General features: G+C 74.1%; 18 protein-coding genes. 6 read left to right on the top strand and 12 right to left on the bottom strand.

Features of this window, described 5'->3' with window-relative positions; genetic code table 11:
- Window positions 1-16: 16 nt before the first annotated feature.
- From QRT03_RS26420 to QRT03_RS26385, 8 genes are read right to left on the bottom strand one after another with little or no spacing between them, the layout of a single operon-like run.
- A complete protein-coding gene (locus QRT03_RS26420; protein ID WP_286056123.1) occupies window positions 17-859 on the bottom strand; it encodes an ABC transporter ATP-binding protein in 843 nt (280 codons plus the stop codon).
- A complete protein-coding gene (locus QRT03_RS26415) occupies window positions 856-1,887 on the bottom strand; it encodes a FecCD family ABC transporter permease (RefSeq protein ID WP_286056122.1) in 1,032 nt (343 codons plus the stop codon). Before QRT03_RS26415 ends, QRT03_RS26420 begins: the two co-directional genes overlap by 4 nt.
- The gene (locus QRT03_RS26410) at window positions 1,884-2,939 is read right to left on the bottom strand and encodes a FecCD family ABC transporter permease (protein WP_286056121.1); all 1,056 of its coding nucleotides are present in this window, start codon (window positions 2,937-2,939) and stop codon (window positions 1,884-1,886) included. The genes QRT03_RS26415 and QRT03_RS26410 overlap by 4 nt, the downstream gene beginning before the upstream one ends.
- Complete coding sequence (locus QRT03_RS26405) at window positions 2,936-3,607, bottom strand: isochorismatase family protein (RefSeq protein ID WP_286056120.1); 672 nt, start codon at window positions 3,605-3,607, stop codon at window positions 2,936-2,938. The genes QRT03_RS26410 and QRT03_RS26405 overlap by 4 nt, the downstream gene beginning before the upstream one ends.
- Window positions 3,604-5,202 carry a (2,3-dihydroxybenzoyl)adenylate synthase gene (locus QRT03_RS26400; protein WP_286056119.1) on the bottom strand — a complete coding sequence of 533 codons (1,599 nt, stop codon included), beginning with the start codon at window positions 5,200-5,202 and terminating at the stop codon, window positions 3,604-3,606. The genes QRT03_RS26405 and QRT03_RS26400 overlap by 4 nt, the downstream gene beginning before the upstream one ends.
- Window positions 5,199-6,479, bottom strand: coding sequence for an isochorismate synthase (locus tag QRT03_RS26395; RefSeq protein ID WP_286056118.1), 1,281 nt, complete (start codon window positions 6,477-6,479; stop codon window positions 5,199-5,201). Before QRT03_RS26395 ends, QRT03_RS26400 begins: the two co-directional genes overlap by 4 nt.
- The gene (locus QRT03_RS26390) at window positions 6,469-7,218 is read right to left on the bottom strand and encodes an SDR family oxidoreductase (RefSeq protein ID WP_286056117.1); all 750 of its coding nucleotides are present in this window, start codon (window positions 7,216-7,218) and stop codon (window positions 6,469-6,471) included. The genes QRT03_RS26395 and QRT03_RS26390 overlap by 11 nt, the downstream gene beginning before the upstream one ends.
- Window positions 7,215-8,570, bottom strand: a complete 1,356-nt coding sequence (locus QRT03_RS26385) for a lysine N(6)-hydroxylase/L-ornithine N(5)-oxygenase family protein (RefSeq protein WP_286056116.1) — start codon at window positions 8,568-8,570, stop codon at window positions 7,215-7,217. The genes QRT03_RS26390 and QRT03_RS26385 overlap by 4 nt, the downstream gene beginning before the upstream one ends.
- Window positions 8,571-8,918: 348 nt before the next feature.
- On the opposite strand from QRT03_RS26385, the gene QRT03_RS26380 reads away from it, so the two are divergent.
- Complete coding sequence (locus QRT03_RS26380; RefSeq protein WP_286056115.1) at window positions 8,919-9,638, top strand: hypothetical protein; 720 nt, start codon at window positions 8,919-8,921, stop codon at window positions 9,636-9,638.
- Here the strand turns inward: QRT03_RS26380 and QRT03_RS26375 are convergent.
- Together QRT03_RS26375 and QRT03_RS26370 are read right to left on the bottom strand one after the other, a co-directional pair.
- The gene (locus QRT03_RS26375; RefSeq protein WP_286056114.1) at window positions 9,592-10,209 is read right to left on the bottom strand and encodes a carboxymuconolactone decarboxylase family protein; all 618 of its coding nucleotides are present in this window, start codon (window positions 10,207-10,209) and stop codon (window positions 9,592-9,594) included. The genes QRT03_RS26380 and QRT03_RS26375 overlap by 47 nt on opposite strands.
- A 10-nt stretch (window positions 10,210-10,219) precedes the next feature.
- Window positions 10,220-10,672, bottom strand: coding sequence for a GNAT family N-acetyltransferase (locus QRT03_RS26370; RefSeq protein WP_286056113.1), 453 nt, complete (start codon window positions 10,670-10,672; stop codon window positions 10,220-10,222).
- Between the two features lie 472 nt (window positions 10,673-11,144).
- Between QRT03_RS26370 and QRT03_RS26365 the strand changes: the two genes are divergently transcribed.
- Window positions 11,145-11,963, top strand: a complete 819-nt coding sequence (locus QRT03_RS26365) for a C40 family peptidase (protein ID WP_286056112.1) — start codon at window positions 11,145-11,147, stop codon at window positions 11,961-11,963.
- A 102-nt stretch (window positions 11,964-12,065) separates the two neighbouring features.
- A complete protein-coding gene (locus QRT03_RS26360) occupies window positions 12,066-13,727 on the top strand; it encodes a DHA2 family efflux MFS transporter permease subunit (protein ID WP_286056111.1) in 1,662 nt (553 codons plus the stop codon).
- A 3-nt stretch (window positions 13,728-13,730) separates the two neighbouring features.
- On the opposite strand, the gene QRT03_RS26355 is transcribed toward QRT03_RS26360, so the two are convergent.
- The gene (locus tag QRT03_RS26355; RefSeq protein ID WP_286056110.1) at window positions 13,731-15,629 is read right to left on the bottom strand and encodes a primary-amine oxidase; all 1,899 of its coding nucleotides are present in this window, start codon (window positions 15,627-15,629) and stop codon (window positions 13,731-13,733) included.
- Entirely contained in the window at window positions 15,626-17,059 is a 1,434-nt protein-coding gene (locus QRT03_RS26350) for an APC family permease (RefSeq protein WP_286056109.1), read from the bottom strand. Before QRT03_RS26350 ends, QRT03_RS26355 begins: the two co-directional genes overlap by 4 nt.
- A gap of 247 nt (window positions 17,060-17,306) precedes the next feature.
- Between QRT03_RS26350 and QRT03_RS26345 the strand changes: the two genes are divergently transcribed.
- The 3 genes from QRT03_RS26345 (at window position 17,307) to QRT03_RS26335 (ending at window position 19,835) form a co-directional block, all read left to right on the top strand.
- Entirely contained in the window at window positions 17,307-18,746 is a 1,440-nt protein-coding gene (locus tag QRT03_RS26345; RefSeq protein WP_286056108.1) for an APC family permease, read from the top strand.
- Window positions 18,743-19,483 (top strand): IclR family transcriptional regulator, encoded by a 741-nt coding sequence (locus QRT03_RS26340; RefSeq protein ID WP_286056107.1) that lies wholly within the window; start codon window positions 18,743-18,745, stop codon window positions 19,481-19,483. The genes QRT03_RS26345 and QRT03_RS26340 overlap by 4 nt, the downstream gene beginning before the upstream one ends.
- Before the next feature lie 64 nt (window positions 19,484-19,547).
- On the top strand, window positions 19,548-19,835 hold the full coding sequence (locus QRT03_RS26335) for a hypothetical protein (RefSeq protein ID WP_286056106.1): 288 nt from the start codon (window positions 19,548-19,550) through the stop codon (window positions 19,833-19,835).
- Window positions 19,836-19,883 lie beyond the last annotated feature (48 nt).

The raw sequence follows: 19,883 nt of genomic DNA, 5'->3' as shown, positions 1-19,883 counted from the left end.
GTCGTCTTAGCCCACCCTAACCTGACGAGCCGTCGTGGCCAGTGGCCGCACTCACACCCGCGCGCATCGCCTGCCGCGCCTCGCGACCGGCCGGGATGATCATGGGCGTCCCCGTCCGCGGGTCCGGGACGACGTCGCCGATCAGCCCGAACACGCGCTCGAGCAGGTCCGCGTCGACGATCTCGGACGGCGGCCCCTCGGCGACGACCGCCCCGTCGCGCATCGCGATCAGGTGGGTCGCGTACCGGCAGGCCTGGTTGAGGTCGTGCAGCACCGCGACGAGCGTGCGGTCGCCCGCGGCGTGCAGGTCGGCGAGCAGGTCGAGGACCTCGAGCTGGTAGGCGATGTCGAGGAACGTCGTCGGCTCGTCGAGCAGGAGCAGCGGGGTGTCCTGGGCGAGCACCATCGCGATCCAGACCCGCTGACGCTGGCCGCCGGAGAGCTCCCCGACGGCGCGCTCGGCCAGCTCCGCGACCCCGGTGGCCGCCATCGCCCCGGACACCGCCTCCTCGTCGGCGGGCGACCACTGCCGCAGCAGCGACTGGTGCGGGTACCGGCCGCGGGCGACGAGGTCGGCGACGCCGATCCCGTCCGGCGCCACCGGGCTCTGCGGCAGCAGCGCGAGCCGGCGGGCGAACTCCTTCGCCCCGTAGTCCGCGACCGGCCGGTCGTCCAGCGAGACCGTTCCCGACGACGGGCGGATCATCCGCGCGAGCCCGCGCAGCAGCGTGGACTTGCCGCACGCGTTCGGACCCACCACGACGGTGAACGACCCGTCCGGGATCGCGACGTCCAGATCCCGGCTGACCGTGCGGGCCTCGTAGGCGAGGGTCACCCCCCGCGCCTCCAGGCGCGTCATCCGCGGTCCGCCTTCCACTCCCGTGCCAACAGCCACACCAGGTACAGCCCTCCGATCGACGCCGTCATCGTGCCCGCCGGGAACTGCGCGGGCGCCGCGAGCCGCTGGCCGAGCACGTCGCCCGCGAGCAGCAGGACCCCGCCCAGCACCCCGGACGCGATCATGGTCGGGCCCGTCGTGCCGGCCAACCGGCGCGCGAGCTGCGGCGCGGCCAGCGCGACGAACGCGATCGGCCCCACGGCCGCCGTCGCCGTGCCCACCAGCAGGACGCCGACGACGAGCGCCACGACCCGCGTCGACCGGACCGGCACCCCGATCGAGCCCGCCGCCTCGTCGCCCATCCCCAGCAGGTCCAGGCGACGGGCGACGGCGAGCGCCGGCACCAGCAGCACCACCAGCCCGATCCCGACGACGGCGACCGTGGTCCAGTCGCGTCCGTTCAGGCTGCCGACGAGCCAGGTCTGCGCGGCCGAGGCGGTGGACAGGTCGGAGCGCAGGATCAGGTAGTTGTTCAGCGAGTACAGGATCGCGTTCAGCCCGATCCCGACGAGCACGAGCCGGTAGCCGCCGGTCTCCCCGCCCAGCAGGGCCAGGGCGATCCCCGCGGTGACGAGCACCCCGACCACCGCCCCGCCCGCGGTCCCGAGCGCCCCCGCGCCGAACGCGACGATGGCCACCAGCGCCCCGGACGCGGCCCCGGTGGTGAAGCCGAGCAGGTCCGGGCTCGCCAGCGCGTTGCGGGCCAGTGCCTGGAACACGGCGCCGGCCACCCCCAGCGTCGCGCCGACCACCAGCGCGAGCACCACCCGGGGCGCCCGCAGCTCCAGCACCACGAACTGCTGCGCCCGGGTGCCGGAGCCGAGCAGGGTGTCCACCACCCCGGACAGCGGCAGCGGGAACTCACCCAGGGTCAGCGCCACCGCGCCGAGCACCACCGCCAGCGCGAGCAGGACGACGACCACGACCACCGGGCGCGGGCGGACCCGCACCGAGTACTCGCCCACCCGCACGTCGGTCGGAGCGCTCACAGCGCCACCACCCGCCGTCGCCGGGCGATCGCGAGGAAGACCGGGGCGCCGACGAACGCCGTCACGACTCCGACCTCGACCTCCGCGGGCGAGGCCGCCACGCGTCCGACGACGTCCGCCCCGACCACGAGCACCGCGCCCAGCACCATCGAGTACGGCACCACCCAGCGCTGGTCGGGGCCGGTCACCCAGCGCGCGAAGTGCGGCACGGCCAGGCCGACGAAGGCGATCGGGCCGCACGCGGCGGTCGCGCCACCGCACAGCAGCACGATCGCGAGCCCGGTCAGCACCCGCACCTGCGGGACCTTGACCCCGAGCGCGCGACCGGTCTCCTCCCCCAGCGCCAGCGCGTTCAGCGCCCGGCACACCCCGAGCGCGAGCAGGGCGCCGACCGCGAGGAACGGCAGGACCTGCACGAGCGCATCCGGGTCGCGCCCGGACAGCGAGCCCACCCGCCACACGCGGAACTGGTCGAAGCTGCGCGAGTCGACGAGCACGACGGCGTACACCGCGCCCTGCAACGACGCCCCGATCGCGGTCCCGGCCAGCGCGAGCCGGGCGGGTGTCGCCCCCGACCGCCCGGACTGCCCCAGCAGGTACACCACCACCGCCACCACGGCCGAGCCGACCAGGGCGAACCACACGTAGCCGGTCACGCTCGCGACGCCGAACGCCACGATGCCGAGGACGACCGCCGCCGACGCGCCCCACGTGATCCCGAGGACCCCCGGGTCGGCGAGCGGGTTGCGTGTCAGCGCCTGCATCAGCGCGCCCGCGCCGCCGAGCGCGAGCCCGACGGCGAGCCCGAGCAGGGTCCGCGGCAGGCGCTGCTCCAGCACGACGACGGCGTCGAAGCTTCCTGACGTCGGGTTCAGGAGCACGTCCAGGACGGTCTCCGGCGGGATCGCCCGCGCGCCCACCGCCAGCGACGCGAGCAGCACCACGACGAGCGCCACGAGCCCGACGACGAGCCCGGTCGCCCGCCGCGAGCGCGGGCGGCGCGGGGGCCCGCCCGTCTCCGGGGCCGGTCGCGTCGAGGGCGGCGCACTCACGGCGTGGCCACCACCGCGCCCGTCTTCAACCCGGCCAGGGCGTGGGCCGTCGTCGTCACCATCCCGCAGCGCTGCGCGGTCCACTCGAGGGCCTGGTCGTGCCGGTCGCGCGAGAAGTCCGCGAGAGCGTCCGCGAGCAGGAAGGGCTGCACGTCGCGCATGAAGGCGTCCACGGCCGTCACCATGCACCCGATGTGCGCGTAGATCCCGGTGACGAGGAGCTGGTCACGTCCCCAGTCGGCGAGCCGGTCGGCCAGCGGGGTGCGGGAGAACGCCGAGTACCGCCACTTGGTCAGCACCTCGTCGCCCGGCTGCGGCGCGAGCTCGTCGATGATCGCGACGACGTCCGGGTCCTCGCGGTAGGCCGCGGCCGGACCCTCGCCCCAGAACTCCATGAGAAGCGCCCGGTCCTCGGGCGGCTGCTCGCCGGGCTGGGCGGTGTAGACCACGGGGACGCCGGCCGCGCGGGCCGCCGCGGCCAGCTCGGCGACGTGGTCCACGAGCACGCTGACCGGCTCGGCGTCCCGGCGGAACGGCGCGAGGAAGTAGCGCTGCATGTCGTGGACCAGCAGGACGGCGCGGGCGGGATCCACGTCCCACCCGGCGCGGCCCGACGGCAGCTCCTCCGCCCGCGGCATCGGATAGGGAGCGATGGACGGGAGGCTCATGCGGTGCCCTTCTCTCGATGCTGGTCCGCCAGGGCGGCGCGCAGCGCCCGGCGGCTGGTCTTGCCGACGCCCGTCACCGGGAAGGCGTCGACCACCTCGACCCGGTCGGGGACCTTGAAGGCCGCCACGCCCCGCTCCCGCACGAACCGGCGCAGGTCGGCCGGGGCCGGGCTCTCCTCGGGGTCGCGCGGGATCACGTAGGCGTGCGTGCGCTCGCCCAGGTACTCGTCGGGCACGCCGACGATCGCGGCGTCGAGGACCGACGGGTGGGCCATGAGGTGGTTCTCGACCTCCTCGGCCGCCACCTTCTCCCCGCCCCGGTTGATCTGCTCCTTGACCCGCCCGGTGACGACGACGTTGCCGCCCTCGTCGAGGCGCACCAGGTCGCCGGTCCGGTAGAACCCGTCGTCGGTGAACGCCGTCGCGTTGTGCTCGGCGGCCCGGTAGTAGCCGCGGATCGTGTACGGCCCGCGGGTGAGCAGGGCGCCGACCTCGCCGGCCGGCACCTCCCGGTCGTGCTCGTCGACCACCCGCACCTCGTCGGCCGGCGAGATCGGCCGGCCCTGCGTGTGGATCACGACGTCGTCGGGGTCGTCGAGGCGGGTGTAGTTGACCAGGCCCTCGGCCATGCCGAACACCTGCTGCAGCCGCGCGCCGAGAGCCGGGCCGATCCGCGCGGCGAGCTCGGAGCCGCACTTCGCGCCGCCGACCTGCAGGACCTGCAACGACGGCAGGTCCGGTTCCTGCTTCTCCGCCGCGGCCACCCACGCCGCCGCGAGCGGCGGGACGACCGCTGCCATCGTCACGCCCTCGGACCCGATCAGGCGCAGGCACGTGTCCGGGTCGGGCGACGGCGCCGTCACGACCTTGCCGCCCGCGTGCATCACCCCGAGCAGTCCGGGCGAGGACATCGTGAAGTTGTGGGCGCACGGCAGCGCCGCGAGGAACACCGTGTCCGGGGTCAGCCCGCAGATGTCCGCGCTGGCCCGCACGCTGTAGAGGTAGTCGTCGTGCGTGCGCGGGATGAGCTTGGGCAGGCCCGTCGTCCCGCCGGAGAGCTGGAGGAACGCGACGTCGTCGGCGTCGGGGGTCGCGACCGGCACCGGGTCCCCGTCGGGAAGCCCCTCGTCGACGTCCACGACCAGCGGCGAGATCCGGCGCGCGGTCTCCGCGTGGTCGTAGCGGTCGTGCCGGGTCACGGTGACGATCCCGACCGCCTCGGCGTGCTCGACGAAGTAGCGCACCTCGGACTCGCGGTGCGCGGGCAGCGCGAACACCGGCAGCGCCCCGAGCGTGAACAGGCCCCAGATCACCGCGAGGTACTCGGGCGCGTTCGGCAGCCACACCACGACCCGGTCGCCCGGGCGCACCCCGAGCGCGTGCAGGCCGCCCGCCACGCGCCGGGCCCGCTGCCCAAGGTCCGCGTACGTCCAGCTCTGCCGGACCTTCTGCCGGTCGGTCCCGACGACGGCCGTGCGCTCGCCGTGCTCGGCGACAGCGGTCGCGAGCAGGTCCGGGAACGTCTGCCCGGTCCAGTACCCGGCCTCGCGGTAGGCCGCCGCGAACTCCGGCGGATACGGGTTCTCCAGCTTCACGGCGCCGCCTCCAGGCCCAGGGCGTCGAGCAGCGGGCGGAGCTTCGCGGTGGTCTCGGCGACCTCGGCCTCGGGCACCGAGCCCGCGACGATCCCGGCGCCGGCGTGCAGCCGCGCGTGCCGCCCGGAGACCTCGGCGCAGCGGATCGTCACCGCCCACTCGCCGTCGCCGGACGCGTCGCACCAGCCGACCAGGCCCGTGTAGTAGCCGCGCGGGACCCCCTCGAGCGCGCCGATCAGCACCCGGGCGTCGTCGGTGGGCGCACCGCACACCGCGGCCGTGGGGTGCAGCGCCGTCGCGATCCGCAGGCTCGACGGGGCCGGGTCGGCCAGCTCCCCGGTGATGCGCGTGGAGAGGTGCCACAACGAGTCCGTCGCGGTCAGCTCCGGGCCCTCGGGCACGTCGAGGTGCCGGCAGAACGGGGCCAGGCGCTCCGCGACCTGCGCCACGACCAGGGCGTGCTCGTGACGGTCCTTGCCCGACGCGGCGAGCCGGTCCGCCCGCCGCGCGTCCTCCTCCGGGTCCGGGCTGCGTGGGACGGTGCCGGCGAGCGGGTTCGACACCACCGTGCGCCCGCGGCGCGAGAGCAGCAGCTCCGGGCTCGCCCCGACCAGCGACCGGTCGCCGTCGAGATCCGCGGCGAACACGTAGGAGCTGCGGTGCGCAGCCGCGAGGCGGGCGAGGACGGCCCCGATGTCGATCTCCTCCGGGGCGGTCACGGCCAGGGTGCGGGACAGCACGACCTTCTCGACGAGGCCCTCGTCGATCGCCCCCAGGGCCCGCAGCACCGCCGCGGCGTAGGTGGCCGGGGTCGGCTCGGCGCGGACGTCGAAGCGGGTGCCGAGCGCCGCGGGCGCCGTCGGCGGCAGGTCGGTGGGCGGGATCGGGGCAGCGTCCTCCGGCGCGGGCGCGGTCGGGTCCGCGACGTCGGGGTCGGCGCCCCAGCGACGGTCCTCGGGCACGACCAGCGCGTGCTCGGCGTCGTCGAACCCGACCGCCCCGACGAGCACCTCGTCGGGCCCGGCCTCGGCCAGGACGCGCTCGGCGGCGTCGCCGAGCGACTCGCCGGGACGTGGCGCGAGCCGGGTCCGGATGCCGGTGGTCGAGAGACGACCCGAGGGGCCGTCGAACATGAAGCGGGCCGGGGTGCGGCCGGGATCGGAGACGACCGTCGGGGGCTCCAGCACGTCCGCCGCCTCCGGGGGCGCCTCGTCGGCGGCCGGGTCGGGGGGTGGCACCAGGAGGTCCCCGGGGTGGTCGGGGCGGTCACGGTCCAAGGGAGGCTCCACCGTCGACGTAGAGGGTCTGCAGGGTCACGTGCCGGGCCGCGTCGGAGAGCAGGAACGCGACGGTCGCGGCGACGTCGTCGGGCTGGGCGAGACGCCCCAGCGGGATGCCGAGCTTGAAGTCGTCCGGGCGGCCGTCGACCAGCGCGGCCGGGTCCGGGGTCATGTCGGCGAGCATCGTGGTGTCGGTCGAGCCCGGGCACACGACGTTGGCGCGCACACCGTGGCCCGCCAGCTCCAGGCCGGTGCAGCGGGTGACCGCGAGCGCCGCGGCCTTGGACGCGGCGTAGGCGGCCATGCCGGTGCGCGGCACGCCCGCGGCGTTCGAGGCGACCGTGACGATGGCGCGGTCGGCCCGGTCGGCGGTGTTCCACCGGCGCGCGGCCGCCCGGCAGGCGTGCATGACGCCGGTCGCGTTCACCGCGAGACAGTCCGCCCAGTCGGCGTCGTCCAGCTCCGCGACCGGACCGGTGCGCAGCACGCCCGCGACGTTCGCGAGCATCGTCACCGGCCCGAGCTCGGCCTCGGCGTGCGCGAAGGCGTCCTCGACCGCGCCGGCGTCGGTGACGTCGGCCTCCGCACCGACGCAGCCCGCGCCGAGCTCGGCGGCCAGGGCCGTCACCGACCCGCCGTCACGATCGACCAGGGCGACCGGGACCCCCCTCCCGGCGAGTTCGCGCGCGACCGCGGCGCCGATCCCCCGTGCGGCGCCGGTGACGAGTGCCGTCACGACCCCGATCCGAGGTCGAGCTCCGCTGCGCTGCGTCTCCCGTCCGTGAGCAGCGAGGACAGGATCTCCCCGGCCCGCACCGCGGTGTTGGACAGCAGGGTCGACGAGATGCCGTGGCTGTGCTCGGTCGGCCCCTGCAGGTAGACCCCCGCGTGCATCGACGGGGCGGTCTCCACGCGGTAGTCACGGGCGATCACCAGCTCGCCGTCGGCCCCGCGGCGGCACCACGCGCCGACCTCGCCGAGCATCCCGGTCGGGTCGACCGGGCGGTACCCCGTCGCGTACAGGACGACGTCGCTGGTCAGGGTCTCCGCCTCGCCCGTGGGGAGGAACTCGACGTCGAGCTCGACCGGGTCCGCGCCGAGTTCCGGGACCCGCACCTTGGTCACCCGGCTCGCCCGGTGCACGAACAGCCGCGGCCGGCCGGCGACCTTCTCCGCGTAGACCCGGCGGAACAGGTCGTCGATCAGGGGGCCGTCCACGCAGGAGTAGTTCGTGTTCGCGTGGTAGCTCATGAGCAGGTCGCGGACCTGCGGGGTCGCGGCGTAGAAGTCGTCGACCGCCTCGGGGTCGAAGATCCGGTTGGCGAACGCGGAGTCGTCCGCGGGGCTGTAGCCGTAGCGGGCGAACACCGCGTGCACCTCGGTGTCGCCGCGGTCGTGCAGGTGGGCGGTGGCCTCCGCGGCGCTCTGGCCGGCGCCGACCACCACGAAGCGGCGGACGTCGTCGTCGAGCTCGGCCAGGCGCGGCACCAGCTCGCTGGTGTGCCACACCCGTTCGCTGCGCTCGATGCCCTCCGGCAGCCACGGCTGGAGCCCGCTCGCGAGGACGACGTTGCGGGTGCGGACGGTGCGCACGGCGCCGTCGCTGCCCACGGCGTCGCGCAGCGCGACGTCGACGGCGACCACGGTCTCGGTGTCCTCGAGGTCGTACACCGGGGTCAGGGCGACGGCCCGGGTGCCGTAGTCGACCAGGTGCTCCACCCGCCGCGCGGCCCACTCCAGGTAGTCGTGGAACTCGAGCCGGGTCGGGTAGGCGGTGCCGGTGTTGATGAAGTCGGCGATCCGGTCGTGCTCGTGGAGGTAGGACAGGAACGACGAGGGGCTCGTCGGGTTCCGCATCGTGACCAGGTCCTTGAGGTAGCTGACCTGCATCGTCACGCCCGGCAGCAGCATCCCGCGGTGCCAGCCGAAGCGCTCCTGCTGTTCCACGAACCCGGCCCGGACCGGACGATCGCCGCGAGCGTTGTGCTCCTCGACGGCGATGGCGAGTGCCAGGTTCGACGGCCCGAACCCGACCCCGAGGACGTCCAGGACGTCGTCATGCTGTGCGACCCCCGCCACGGCGTTCATCGGCCTCCCGTCTCCTGCGACGACACCTTAGGGAAGCCTCACCTTGCCGCAGCCCGATTTCAACCGCCGTGTCGGCCCCACCACAGCCGACGGTGACGACTCGTGTACGCCGGGTCGAGCGCATTGGTCCGGTTGCCGCAGGAGATCACCCGGCGGACAGACATCGGCTGCTGCCGTCCGGCCTCCGCTCACGCGCCGAGCGCAGGCCGGATGCCCGGCCGTCCCGAGTGCGACACCACGCAGGCCCGGCACCCCCGGACCCTGCGCCACGTCGCACTCGGCGCCCGTCACCTCGCGTTCGCCCGCTCGGCCCTGTACTGGTCACTCAGGGTGATGAAGGCTGAGAGCATGAGCGCTCTCGTGTCGGTCGTCGTGTTCGGGCTCGTCGTCGTCGCCGTCGGCATCGCCCTCGAGGTCCATCGCCGGTCCAGGGTCCGGGCCCGCGGGGACACCCTCGACGTCTGGTGCGCCGGTCGCGGCTGGCGGCGGGAGACCGACCGCGCCGCCGCACGGACCGTCGGCGCCCGGGTCGTGGCCCCGTTCATCGACTCCGGGAGGCCGGAGCACCTCGTCGCCGGGACGACGGCCGACGGGCGGGAGGCGGTCGCGGTCGGCTGGACCCACCAGACCCACAGCGGCGGCATCGGCGAGGACTCCTCGAGCACGACGACGACGCACCACGGCGTCGTTGTCGCCCTGCGTCTCGCGGGCGCACACCCGGAACTGCGGATCGGCCCGCAGCCGACCTTCGTCCTGTTCGACCGCGACCGGGCCCGCGTGCGCCATTCGGGTCACCCGGACGTCGACCACCGACTGCGCATCGTCGCCGACGACGGCGCCCACGCGGCCGCCGTCGCCCCCTACGACGTCCTGGTCCACCTCGCCGCCGACCCGCACCGCACGTCCTGGTGCCTGCGCGGTGACTGGCTCTTCGGTAGGCGCGGCGGGGTGATCGAGCCCCCGCTCCTCGAGGCGCTGCTCGCGCAGGCGCAGCGGCTGGCGGACCGCGCGGACCGGGCGTTCACGGTGCCGGCGGGATCTCCGGAGCCGGCACCTCGAACGCGTTGAGCAGCGCCGACGTCGCGAGGTACATGCCCGTCAGGTGCACCATGTCCAGCACGCCGTCGCGGCCGAACTCCGCCTCGGCCGCCGCGTAGACGTCGTCGGGCACGCGGTGGTTCCGCACCAGCTCGTCGACGAACCGGTGTGCGGCGCGCTCGGCGGCGGTGAAGCCGTCGGTCGACCCGGTCCGGATGCCCTCGATGACGGTCTCGGACAGCCCGACCGACCGCGCGACCAGCACGTGCGCGTAGATCTCGTAGTCGGCGTCCCACGCGGTCCCCACGGTGAGGATCACGACCTCGCGGATCGGCGCGGACAGCGAGGAGTTCTGCTGGTCGTTCGCTACCCACCGGTTGAACCCCCGGCCCTGCCCCGGGCGCAGGGCGAAGGCGTTGAACGGGCCGATCAGCCCACCCCGGTCGTCGGTCGCCGCGAAGCCGGAGTGCTCCGCCCACCGCGCGGCGCGCCGGTGGAGCTCGCCGACGGCGGCCTGCTGGTCGTTGTCGAGGTCGAGGGTCTCGTTGCGGGGCAGGCGGCCGCCCCAGTCCGTCGCGTCCGCTGCGGGATGGTGGGTCACGCGACGCCGATTACCCCGCCGCGGGGGGCGTCCACCGGAAGAGCGTCGAATCGCGGCGGACGAAGCCGCACCGCTCGTAGAGCCGGATCGCCGACTCGCGGGACGGCCGCGAGGTGAGGTCCACGGTGCGCGCGCCGACCTCGGTGGCCCGCGCGAGCGCCGCGCGCACCAGCACCTCGCCGACCCCGTGGCCCCGAGCGGACTCGTCCACCACCACGTCGTCCACGTGGGCCCGCAGCCCCGTCGGGAGCGGGTACATCACCAGCGTCAGCGCGCCGACGACCGTGCCGTCGACGCTCGCCGTGAACAGCGTGCACGCCTCGTGCTGCACCACCCAGGCGATCGTCTGCTCGTCGAAGGCGGCCGAGCGCGACAGCTGGGGCAGGAGGCGCTCGACGGCGGCGAGCAGGGAGTCGTCGATCCGCTCGACGACCTCGATGTCGACCGTGGCTGGCTGCGTCACGGGCCCGACGGTAGACCCGTCCACTCGTCGCGCCGCACCCTCCGACGGGCGCGACACCCGGAACCGGACGAACCGCGTCTTCGGGACGGCGCCCCCGTCGTCCCCCTCGACCGTTCGCCGCCGGCCTGCTCCACGTGGCGGTACCGACCTGGGGTTCGGACGGCGGGTGACGGCGGGTCGGCGCCGGACGGTCGTCGCCGAGCACGCCGACCGGGCGAACGGTCGAGCGGTCCGTGCCCGCGCCGCCCTTGTAGATCACGAAAAGGTCTCGTTAGTGTCTCGGCCGGTTCACCACCCCGGTGGACCGCCGAGCACTCCGCCCGGGTCGCCGTTCCGTCCCGGTGGCCCGCTCCCCGGGCGTCGTGCATCGGGACACGCGTGCGAGCCGACCGGTCCCCAGCGGTCGTCGCCCGAGTGGCCAGGACGAGCGGTGGACCCCGAACCACCGTGCACGGCCGAGAAGGACACCCCCGTGGGACGTCACGTCGCGCTCGCCGGAACCCCGGCGACCATGCCGTTCGGCGCCGTCAACAACCCCGGCCGCCCCGAGCCCCGCTCGCACGCCTCGCACACCTCGTTCACCACCGGCTCGCTCACCCGCGCCGGGATCGCCGCCGCGCTGGTGACGGCGAGCGCCGCCGCGGTCGCGGGCTCCACCGGGGCGTTCCCGGCCCTCACCGACTCGCTCTCCGACTCCACGGACGTCAGCCAGGCCGCGACCCTGCTGTCGGCGCAGTCGCCGGCCTCGGTGCCCGCGCCGCGCGCCGCGACCGTGGCCCCGGTGTCGCTGGCGGCCGCGCCGGCCGCGGCCGCCCCCGCCGTCAAGAGCGAGTCGCCGGCCCAGAAGGCCGCCGCGGCGCAGGCGAAGGAGAAGGCCGCCGAGGCGCAGAAGGCGGCGTCCGCCAAGAAGGAGAAGGCCGCGGCCGCCCCGGCGAGCCTGGGTGCGCTCGGCGACCGGATCGTCGCCCAGGCCGCGGAGTTCAAGGGCGTGCCCTACGAGTGGGGCGGCACCACCCCCAGCGGCTTCGACTGCTCCGGGCTGACCAAGTACGTCTTCGGCAAGATGGGCATCAGCCTGCCGCGGACCTCCCAGGCGCAGTACGACAAGGCCGAGCACATCTCCCAGAGCCAGGCCCAGCCCGGCGACCTGGTGTTCATGGGCGGCGAGAACAGCATCTACCACGTCGCGATCTACGCCGGCGACGGCAAGATGTGGACCGCGCCGGAGACCGGACAGAGCGTCAAGCTGGGCAACCTGTTCGGGGACTACCACTTCGGCCGCATCCGGTGAGATAGCTCTCGGCACGACTTGCTGACACTGCCTGCCACATTCCCGATGGAACGGGTACCACCGACGGTGGACCGCCATCGAGAGCGCTGAGGGGGAGGCGGCATGTCGACCGACACCGACCTGGACGCCCGGCCCGCGACCGTCGACGACGCGCCGCGGACCGAGCCACGGGACCCGGCGGTCGCCCCGGCCCGGCCGGCCGCCGCGCCGGCGGCCGAGACCCCGACCCGCACCGACCCGCCGTCGGGAACGGGCGGGGGCAACGGGTGGATCGTCCCGCTGCTCGTGCTGGTCGCCGGGATGTTCATGTCCGTGCTGGACATCAGCATCGTCAACGTCGCGATCACGACGATGCAGAACGACTTCGGCGCCACGACCGACGAGATGCAGTGGGTCTCGACGGCGTACTCGCTCGCCGAGGGCGTCGTCGTCCCGGCCAGCGCCTGGCTCGGCATCCGGTACGGGCTCGGCCGCGTCTACACGATCGCCATGATCTTCTTCGCGATCTTCTCGACGCTGTGCGGCTTCGCCTGGGACATCAACTCGATCATCGCCTTCCGCATCCTGCAGGCGATCCCCGGCGGCGTGATCCCGGTCGTGGCCCTGGCCGCGCTCTACAAGATCGTGCCGAAGGACAAGCTCGGCGCCGCGATGGGCATCTACGGGCTCGGCATCATCTTCGCCCCGGCGATCGGCCCGACCCTCGGCGGTTACCTGGTCGAGTACGTCAACTGGCGGCTGATCTTCTTCATCAACGTGCCGATCGGTGTGGTCGGCGTCCTCGCGGCGATCTTCTTCCTGCCGAAGTTCTCGCAGACGCGGGGCCGGAAGCTCGACGTCCCCGGGTTCGCCGCGGTGGCGGTCGGGCTGTTCTCCATGCTCCTGGCGCTGCACGAGGGCCCGACGTGGGGCTGGACGTCCTACCCGACGCTGATCCTGCTGACCGTCGGCGTGCTGGCCCTCGCACTGTTCGTGGTGATCGAGCTCGAGGTCGACGAGCCGCTGCTCGACCTGCGGGTGTTCCTGCACTGGCCGTTCACGAACTCGCTGCTGCTCATCGCCATCATCTCGATGGGCCTGTTCGGCGTGCTCTTCTACATCCCGGTGTTCCTGCAGCAGTACCAGGGCATGGGCGCCTTCGAGACCGGCCTGCTCCTGCTGCCCCAGGCGCTCGTCATGGCCTTCGTGATGCCGGCGGCCGGGTTCATCTACGACAAGATCGGCGCCCGGATCCCGGCGGCGATCGGCCTCGCGATCGTCGCGTACACGACCTGGGAACTGGCCGGCATGACGATCGACGTCTCGCACGGCCACCTGGAGATGCTGCTCGCCGCCCGCGCCGCCGGGATCGGGCTCGCGATGATGCCGATCATGACCGGCGGCCTCGGCTCGCTGCCGAGCTTCCTCTCGGAGAACGGCAGCGCCGTGAACACGCTGGTCCAGCGGGCCTCGTCGGCGATCGGCCTGGCCGCCATGACCGCGATGATGACGATCCAGCAGGCCCAGGCCTCGGCGGACCGCAGCGGGCTCGTCGACCCGTCGATGGTCGGCGGCTCGGCCTCGTTGGCCGGCGGAGCCGGTGGCGGCTCCGGGATGCTCGAGACGTACCAGATGTACTCGAACCTGCAGAGCCAGGTCTTCGTCACCGCGATGAACGACCTGCTCTACGCCACCGCCATCCTGACGGCGCTCGGCGTCCCGCTCGCGCTGATGCTCAAGCACGGGAAGCCGGCGCCGTCGGACGGTCCGGCGATGGCCCACTGACCGCTAGTGGCAGGCCTTCCCCGGGTTCGGCGGCACGTCGAGCGCGGGGTTGGCGTCGAAGAAGCCGACCGGCTTGAGGGTGAAGCCGGTGTACTCGACCGGCATCACCGGCCAGTCCTCCGGGCGCGGGAAGTGCGTCGTTCCGAAGGTGTGCCACACGACGATGTCCTCGCCGTCGACCCCGCGGTCGGCCTGCGTCCACGACGGCAGCCCGGCGCCGCCCGGGTTCTGGTTGACGAAGTCGCCGGCGGGATAGCGCTCGTCGGCGGCGTACGGGGTGACCCACAGGTTGTGCGTGGAGAACCCGGCGCGGGCGTGGATCGACGAGTTCTCGTCGGCCAGCAGCGTCGCCTTGTTCTCCGGGTGCAGCGCGTAGCCGACCGGCTTCCCGACGGCGTTGTGCTTGTCCGGGTTGACGATGTGCCAGGTCCGCACCACGGACCCGTCGTTGTCCCGCTGCGCTCCCTGCTCGGTGCCCAGCCGCGTGACCTTGCGGCGGAAAGCGTTGCCGTACGGGTTGCCCTCCCCCATCGGCACCCGCTCGGCCTCGACCTCGTCGACGGCGTTGCGCACGCCGTCCACGGTCATGTCGAGCCGCGCGCAGAACAGGTGCTGGTGGTACGGCGCCCCCAGCCCGGGAGCGACCTCCGCGGCGTACTCCCCCGGCGTCGCGGACGCGAACACCAGGCCGGTCGCCTTGACCTCGAGCTGGATCGTGCCGTCGAGGTAGAGGTACCAGTAGAAGCCGTAGTCGTAGTTGCCGATCGGCACGAAGAACGAGATGACCAGCCGACGCTGGCGGCGCACCTCCGAGGCCTGCGTGAAGAACAGGTCGGAGTGCTTCCACAGCACGCCGTAGTCCTCCTCGTGCATGCAGATCGCATTCGTGATGGTGCGCGGGACGCCGTCGTCGCCGGCGATCACGGCGTCGGTGTAGTGGATGTCCCCGAGGCAGTCGCACCCCAGGCGCAGCGAATCCGCGTACCGCGCGAACATGTATTCGCCGCAGTCGAAGTAGTTCTGCCAGAACCGCACCGGGGCGGGGTCGGCGTAGGGCACGACCATCTCCGCGACGCTCGCGCGGTAGACGATCGGGCGCCCGTCGAACGCGACCTGGTGCAGCGTCAGGCCCTCGCGCTCGTTGAAGCCGTAGCGCAGGTCCCACTTGCCCCAGCGCACGTGGTTGCCCTCGACGGTGAAGCTGCGGCCCTCGGGCTGGGTGATCTCGATGGGCTTCAGCGAGTCCAGCGGCGGACCCTGGACGGCGGGGTCCTGGAAGTTGCCCGACACCTCCGGGACCGGCACCGGGCCGCTGTCGATCACGCGGTCGACGGTGCGGGCGGTGAGGTCGACGTAGGCGACGAGCCCGTCGATCGGGTGCGCCCAGGGGTGGTCGTCCGGGCCGTCCTGGCGGAAGCCGAACGCGCGGGCCATCCGGCGCCCGACCTCGTCGGGATAGTCGTAGACCCCGGCCGAGAGCGGGACGGCCCGCACCGACGCCGGGTCGATGCCGCGGGTGGCGAGGGCGTCGGTCCAGCGGGGGTCGGCGTTGAGGATGTCCTCCATCGGCTCGAACTCCGAGTCGATGATGGGCGGCTGGCCGTCCCGGGCGGGGTCGAGCTCGCGGCCCGAGACGACCTCGCGGCGGGTCGCGGAGACGACGGTGTCCCACGAGCGGCCGGAGTCCAGGTCCAGCAGGACCACCCGGAACCGGCGGTCGACCACGTCCCCGGCGGAGAACGCGAGCACCTCGGCCTTCGGCGGCTCCTCGAGGTCGGCGAAGCAGTAGCGGACACGGTCGGACAGCAGCCCGGCCTCGACGAGCACCTCCCGGACGGCGGTGTACTCGGCCTCGGTCGGCATCTGCAGCGGGTGGGTCACCGTGCTGACGGTGGCGGTCATGCGAGCTCCTTCTCGGACGAGGGGTTCACGACGGCGGGTGCGGCGGCGGCCTCGCGGCGCGTGAGGCCCACGACGACCCCGGCGACGGCGACCACGACGAGCAGGCCGCCGAGCACGACGGCGAGGCCGGTGGAGCCGCCGATCAGGGTCGGGAAGTTCGCGATCGTGAGCACGAGGCAGACCACGAGACCGATCAGGCCGAGCGCCGGGGCGACCCGCGTGTGCCAGATCCGCCGGTCGGCGCGGGTGCGGGCGAAGAACACGAGCACGGCGACGCAGGTGACGACCATCAGCACCAACAGCCCGAGGGTCGCCACGCCGGCGGCCCAGGCGAAGACTTGCGCGACCGGGTCCAGCCCGGCGAGCACGCAGACCGCGATGATCACGAACGAGAGACCGGTCTGGGCGAGCGAGGCCACGTGCGGCGAGCCGTGCCGGGCGTGCGTGCGGCCGCACGCGGCGGGCAGCGCGCGGTGGCCGCCGAGGGCGTACCAGTACCGGGCGGCGACGTTGTGGAAGGACAGGATCGCCGCGAAGATGCTGGTCACGAGCAGGACCGTGACGACGTGGCCGGCGAACGGGCCGAGCCAGGTGGTGACGGTGGAGATCAGCAGCGTGCCGGGGTTGGCCGCCGCCTCGGTGACCACCGCGGAGTCGCCCCACGCCGAGACCACCGCCCAGCTCGACAGCGCGTAGAACACGCCGACGATGGCGAGGGCGAGGTAGGTCGCGCGCGGGATCGTGCGCTCCGGGTCGCGGGCCTCGTCGCGGAAGACCGCGGTCGCCTCGAACCCGATGAAGCTCGCGATCGCGAACATCACCGCGATCCCCACGGCGCCGGAGCCGATCTGCGCGGGCTGCAGGAACGCCGTCGAGAGCCCCTCGGGCCCGCCGCCGGACACCGCGACGACCACGTCGAGCACCAGCACGACGGCGATCTCGGCGACCAGCAGCACCCCCAGCACCCGGCTCGACAGCTCGATGTGGCGGTAGCCGAGCACCGCGACCAGGGCCATCAGGACGAAGGTCCACACCCACCAGGGCAGGCTCGGCCCGCCGAACGAGGTCACCAGCTCGTCGAGCGCCGCGCCGACGTACCCGAACACCGCCGCCTGCACGGCGGCGTACGTCGCGAGCGCGAGGAACGCGGCGCCGAGCCCGAGCGGGCGGCCGAGCCCGGCGCGGATGTAGGTGAAGAACGCCCCGGCGTCGGGCACGTGCGGGCTCATCGCGCAGAAACCCACCGCGAAGAACGCCAGCACCACCGCGCAGAGCACGAACGTCGCGGGGAACGCGGCGCCGTTGCCCGCCCCGATGCCGAGCGGGACCGATCCCGCGATGACGGTGAGCGGGGCCGCCGCGGCGACCACCATGAACACGATCGCCCCGGCCCCGAGGGTCCCGGACAATCGTCGTGCCGGCGCGGCCATGCTCGCGCTCCTCTCGACCACGGATATGTCGCGGGTCACGCTGACGAGCGACGTGCGGCGCGGTCAAGAGCGGGTACGGAACTGCGGTACGCGCGCCGATCGATTTCTCGGAGGAATGGCGGAGAGGCAGCCCGATTCCCACAACGGAGAATGCGGGCGGCGATCCGGAGCCCGAACGGGAATCGTCGGCGACGGTTTCTCGTTCGGGAGGATTCCCCCGGCCACGCCCGGGCCCTACGGTACGGCGATGCGCACGACGCGAGGGATCCCGGGACTGCGCGCCCGGTCCCCCGTGGCGGGTCTGCGGCGGCGCACGCTCGGGCCGCTCGGGGTCCTCGCGCAGTCGGTGGCGACGACCGCGCCGGCCGGGGCGATGGCCGCGGTCCCCCTGCTCGTCACGACGGCGGCCGGGCGCGGTGCGCCCTGGTCGGTGGCGATCGCCGCGGCGCTGGTGGGGCTGGTGGTCGCCTCGATCGCGGTGTTCGCCCGGCGCATGGCGGCCGCGGGCGGGCTGTACAGCTTCACCGCGAAGGGTCTCGGTCCCGGTGGGGCGTACGCCTGCGCGGTGTCGATGGTGCTGGGCTACGGGCTGCTCGTGGCGGCGGCCCTGGTCGGCGCCTCCTGGTACGCCCGGGCCCTGGTCGAGCGGCTGTGGCCGGTGGACACGACCGCGGTGGGGGTGGCGGTCGTCGTGGTACTGAGCGGTGCGATCGCCGCGTGCGCGGTGCGGGGCGTCCGGCTCGCGGGCCGCGTCATGCTCGTGGTGGAGGGCGTGTCGATCACGCTGATCCTGGCCGTGCTCGTGACCCTGGCGGTGCGGGCCCCGGCCGGTCCGGCCGCTCCCCTGCCGCCGGTCGGCGCGGCCGGGATCGTCGCCGGCGTGCTCCCGGCGGTGGCCGCGTTCATCGGGTTCGACTCGGCGACCGCGCTCGGGGTCGAGGCGCGGCGGCCCTTCGCGAGCGTCCCCCGCGCGGTGGCGGTGACGGCGGGCGGCGCGGCGCTGCTCTACCTCGTGGCGATGCTGGTCCACCTCGCGGCGCCGACGGTGCTCCCGGCGCTGACGGTGGCCGCCCCCGACGGCGGGCCCGGCGCGGCCGTGATCGGGGACTGGGCGCCGCTGCTCCTCGACGCCGGCATCATCGCCTCGTTCGGTGCCTGCACGCTCGCCGCGCTGAACACCCTGGTGCGGGTGCTGTTCTCCCTGGCCCGCGAGGGCGTCGCCCCGGCCGTGCTGGGCCGCACCCACCGCCGGCACCACACGCCGGCGGTCGCGGTGGGCCTGGCCGTGCCGCTGCTGGCGCTCCCACCCGTCGTCGGGACCCTCGCGGGGGTCGAGCCGCAGGACCTGCTGGGCGGGCTGCTCGCCCTCGCGACCGTCGGCTTCCTCGCGGCCTACCTGCTGGTGTGCCTCGCCGCGCCGCGCTTCCTGCGCCGCATCGGCGAGCTGACCCCCGCCGTCGTCGTGGTGGCGTGGGTGGCGGTGCCGGTGCTCGCCGTCGTCATCGTGGTGGCCCTGGTGCGCCCGGGCGGGGTGCTGCTGCCCGTGACGGTCGGCCTGGTGGTGCTCGCGGCGGTCGCGGGGTGGGTGGCGCTGCGCCGGACGCACGCGGCCGAGCTCGACGGGATGGGGGTCTACGACGAGACGACGGCGTCGGACCTGCACCTCGCGTCGCGGGGCGGCGGATGAGCCCGGACGCCGCGCGGACGATCACCGGCCGTCAGCCCCAGGCGGTGCGCAGCGCGCTCGCGATCCTCGAGGCGGTCGCGGCGGCCGGGATCGGCGCGACCGCGAAGGACATCTCCGCGGAGCTGCGCATCCCGCCCGCCACGACCTACCGGCTGCTCAACCTGCTCGTCGCCGAGGAGTACCTGGTCCGGCTGCCCGACCTGCGGGGATTCGCCCTCGGACGGCGTGCCGCGAACCTGGCGCCCGCCCCGCTCGCCACCCCGACCGCGGCCCGCGCCGTGATGGACCGCCTGCGTGGGCGGGTGCGGTGGGGCGCGCACCTCGCGGGCTACGTCGGGCACCGCCTGGTGTTCCTCGACCCCGACCCCGACCACCCGCCCGCCGACCCCGGCGAGCTCTCCCGGCACCTGCACGCGAGCTCGCTGGGGCGGCTCCTGCTCGCCGAGCACGACGAGCCCCTCGCGCCCGGCACCCGCCTGACCCCGCACACCGTCGTGGACCCGCACGAGCTGCGCCGGCGGCTCGACGAGGTCCGGGAGACCGGGGTCGCCCGGCAGTGCGGCGAGTTCCGGGCGGAGTTCGGCTGCCTCGCCGTGGGGGTGCGAGCGCCCGGGGACGGCCACCTGGTCGCGGGCCTCGCCCTGACCGGCCCCGCCGCCCGGGTCGCGGCGCCGAACGAGGACCTGGTCGAGGTGCTGCAGGGGTGCGCGGTGGAGCTGGCTCCGCTGTTGGCATAGCCGAGGTGAGCAGAAATTGTCGTCATGGCGACGATGTCTGCTCACCTGGCGGGTAGCCACATCCATGGGCATCAAGGACGCGATCACCCGGGTCGGCAAGAAACTGCAGGGCGAGGACGGCCCGCTGGACCCGCCGGTCGCCGGGGAGCCGTCGGAGCAGGACGTGGCGACCGACCCGCGGGTCGCGAGCAGCCGCGCCACCGGTGGCGTGCACCAGGACGACGAGACGAGCTGGGACGAGATGTCGGTGACCGGTACGGGGGACACGGACGAGTTCGTCGGACGCGTGGCGGGCGACGACCCGGCGTATGCGGAGGAGACCGGAGCGGAGGCGCGACGCGCGCAAGAGTAGCCCAAAAGGGTGTTCATCTTTAGCCCGTTCAGCGCAGTGTTGCCGTAC

Origin of the sequence: Actinomycetospora termitidis (assembly GCF_030286555.1) — a bacterium.
GTDB classification, from domain to species: domain Bacteria; phylum Actinomycetota; class Actinomycetes; order Mycobacteriales; family Pseudonocardiaceae; genus Actinomycetospora; species Actinomycetospora termitidis.
The sequence above is the reverse complement of the archived record's forward strand: the minus strand, read 5'-3'. Positions and strand labels throughout refer to the sequence as shown.

What these genes read in the sequence shown, in the direction of transcription:
- QRT03_RS26420 (WP_286056123.1), bottom strand. Translation starts at nt 859, where the DNA reads ATGACGCGCCTGGAGGCGCGGGGGGTGACCCTCGCCTACGAGGCCCGC.
- QRT03_RS26405 (WP_286056120.1), bottom strand. Translation starts at nt 3,607, where the DNA reads ATGAGCCTCCCGTCCATCGCTCCCTATCCGATGCCGCGGGCGGAGGAG.
- QRT03_RS26385 (WP_286056116.1), bottom strand. Translation starts at nt 8,570, where the DNA reads ATGAACGCCGTGGCGGGGGTCGCACAGCATGACGACGTCCTGGACGTC.
- QRT03_RS26380 (WP_286056115.1), top strand. Translation starts at nt 8,919, where the DNA reads ATGAGCGCTCTCGTGTCGGTCGTCGTGTTCGGGCTCGTCGTCGTCGCC.
- QRT03_RS26360 (WP_286056111.1), top strand. Translation starts at nt 12,066, where the DNA reads ATGTCGACCGACACCGACCTGGACGCCCGGCCCGCGACCGTCGACGAC.
- QRT03_RS26355 (WP_286056110.1), bottom strand. Translation starts at nt 15,629, where the DNA reads ATGACCGCCACCGTCAGCACGGTGACCCACCCGCTGCAGATGCCGACC.
- QRT03_RS26350 (WP_286056109.1), bottom strand. Translation starts at nt 17,059, where the DNA reads ATGGCCGCGCCGGCACGACGATTGTCCGGGACCCTCGGGGCCGGGGCG.
- QRT03_RS26345 (WP_286056108.1), top strand. Translation starts at nt 17,307, where the DNA reads ATGCGCACGACGCGAGGGATCCCGGGACTGCGCGCCCGGTCCCCCGTG.
- QRT03_RS26340 (WP_286056107.1), top strand. Translation starts at nt 18,743, where the DNA reads ATGAGCCCGGACGCCGCGCGGACGATCACCGGCCGTCAGCCCCAGGCG.
- QRT03_RS26335 (WP_286056106.1), top strand. Translation starts at nt 19,548, where the DNA reads ATGGGCATCAAGGACGCGATCACCCGGGTCGGCAAGAAACTGCAGGGC.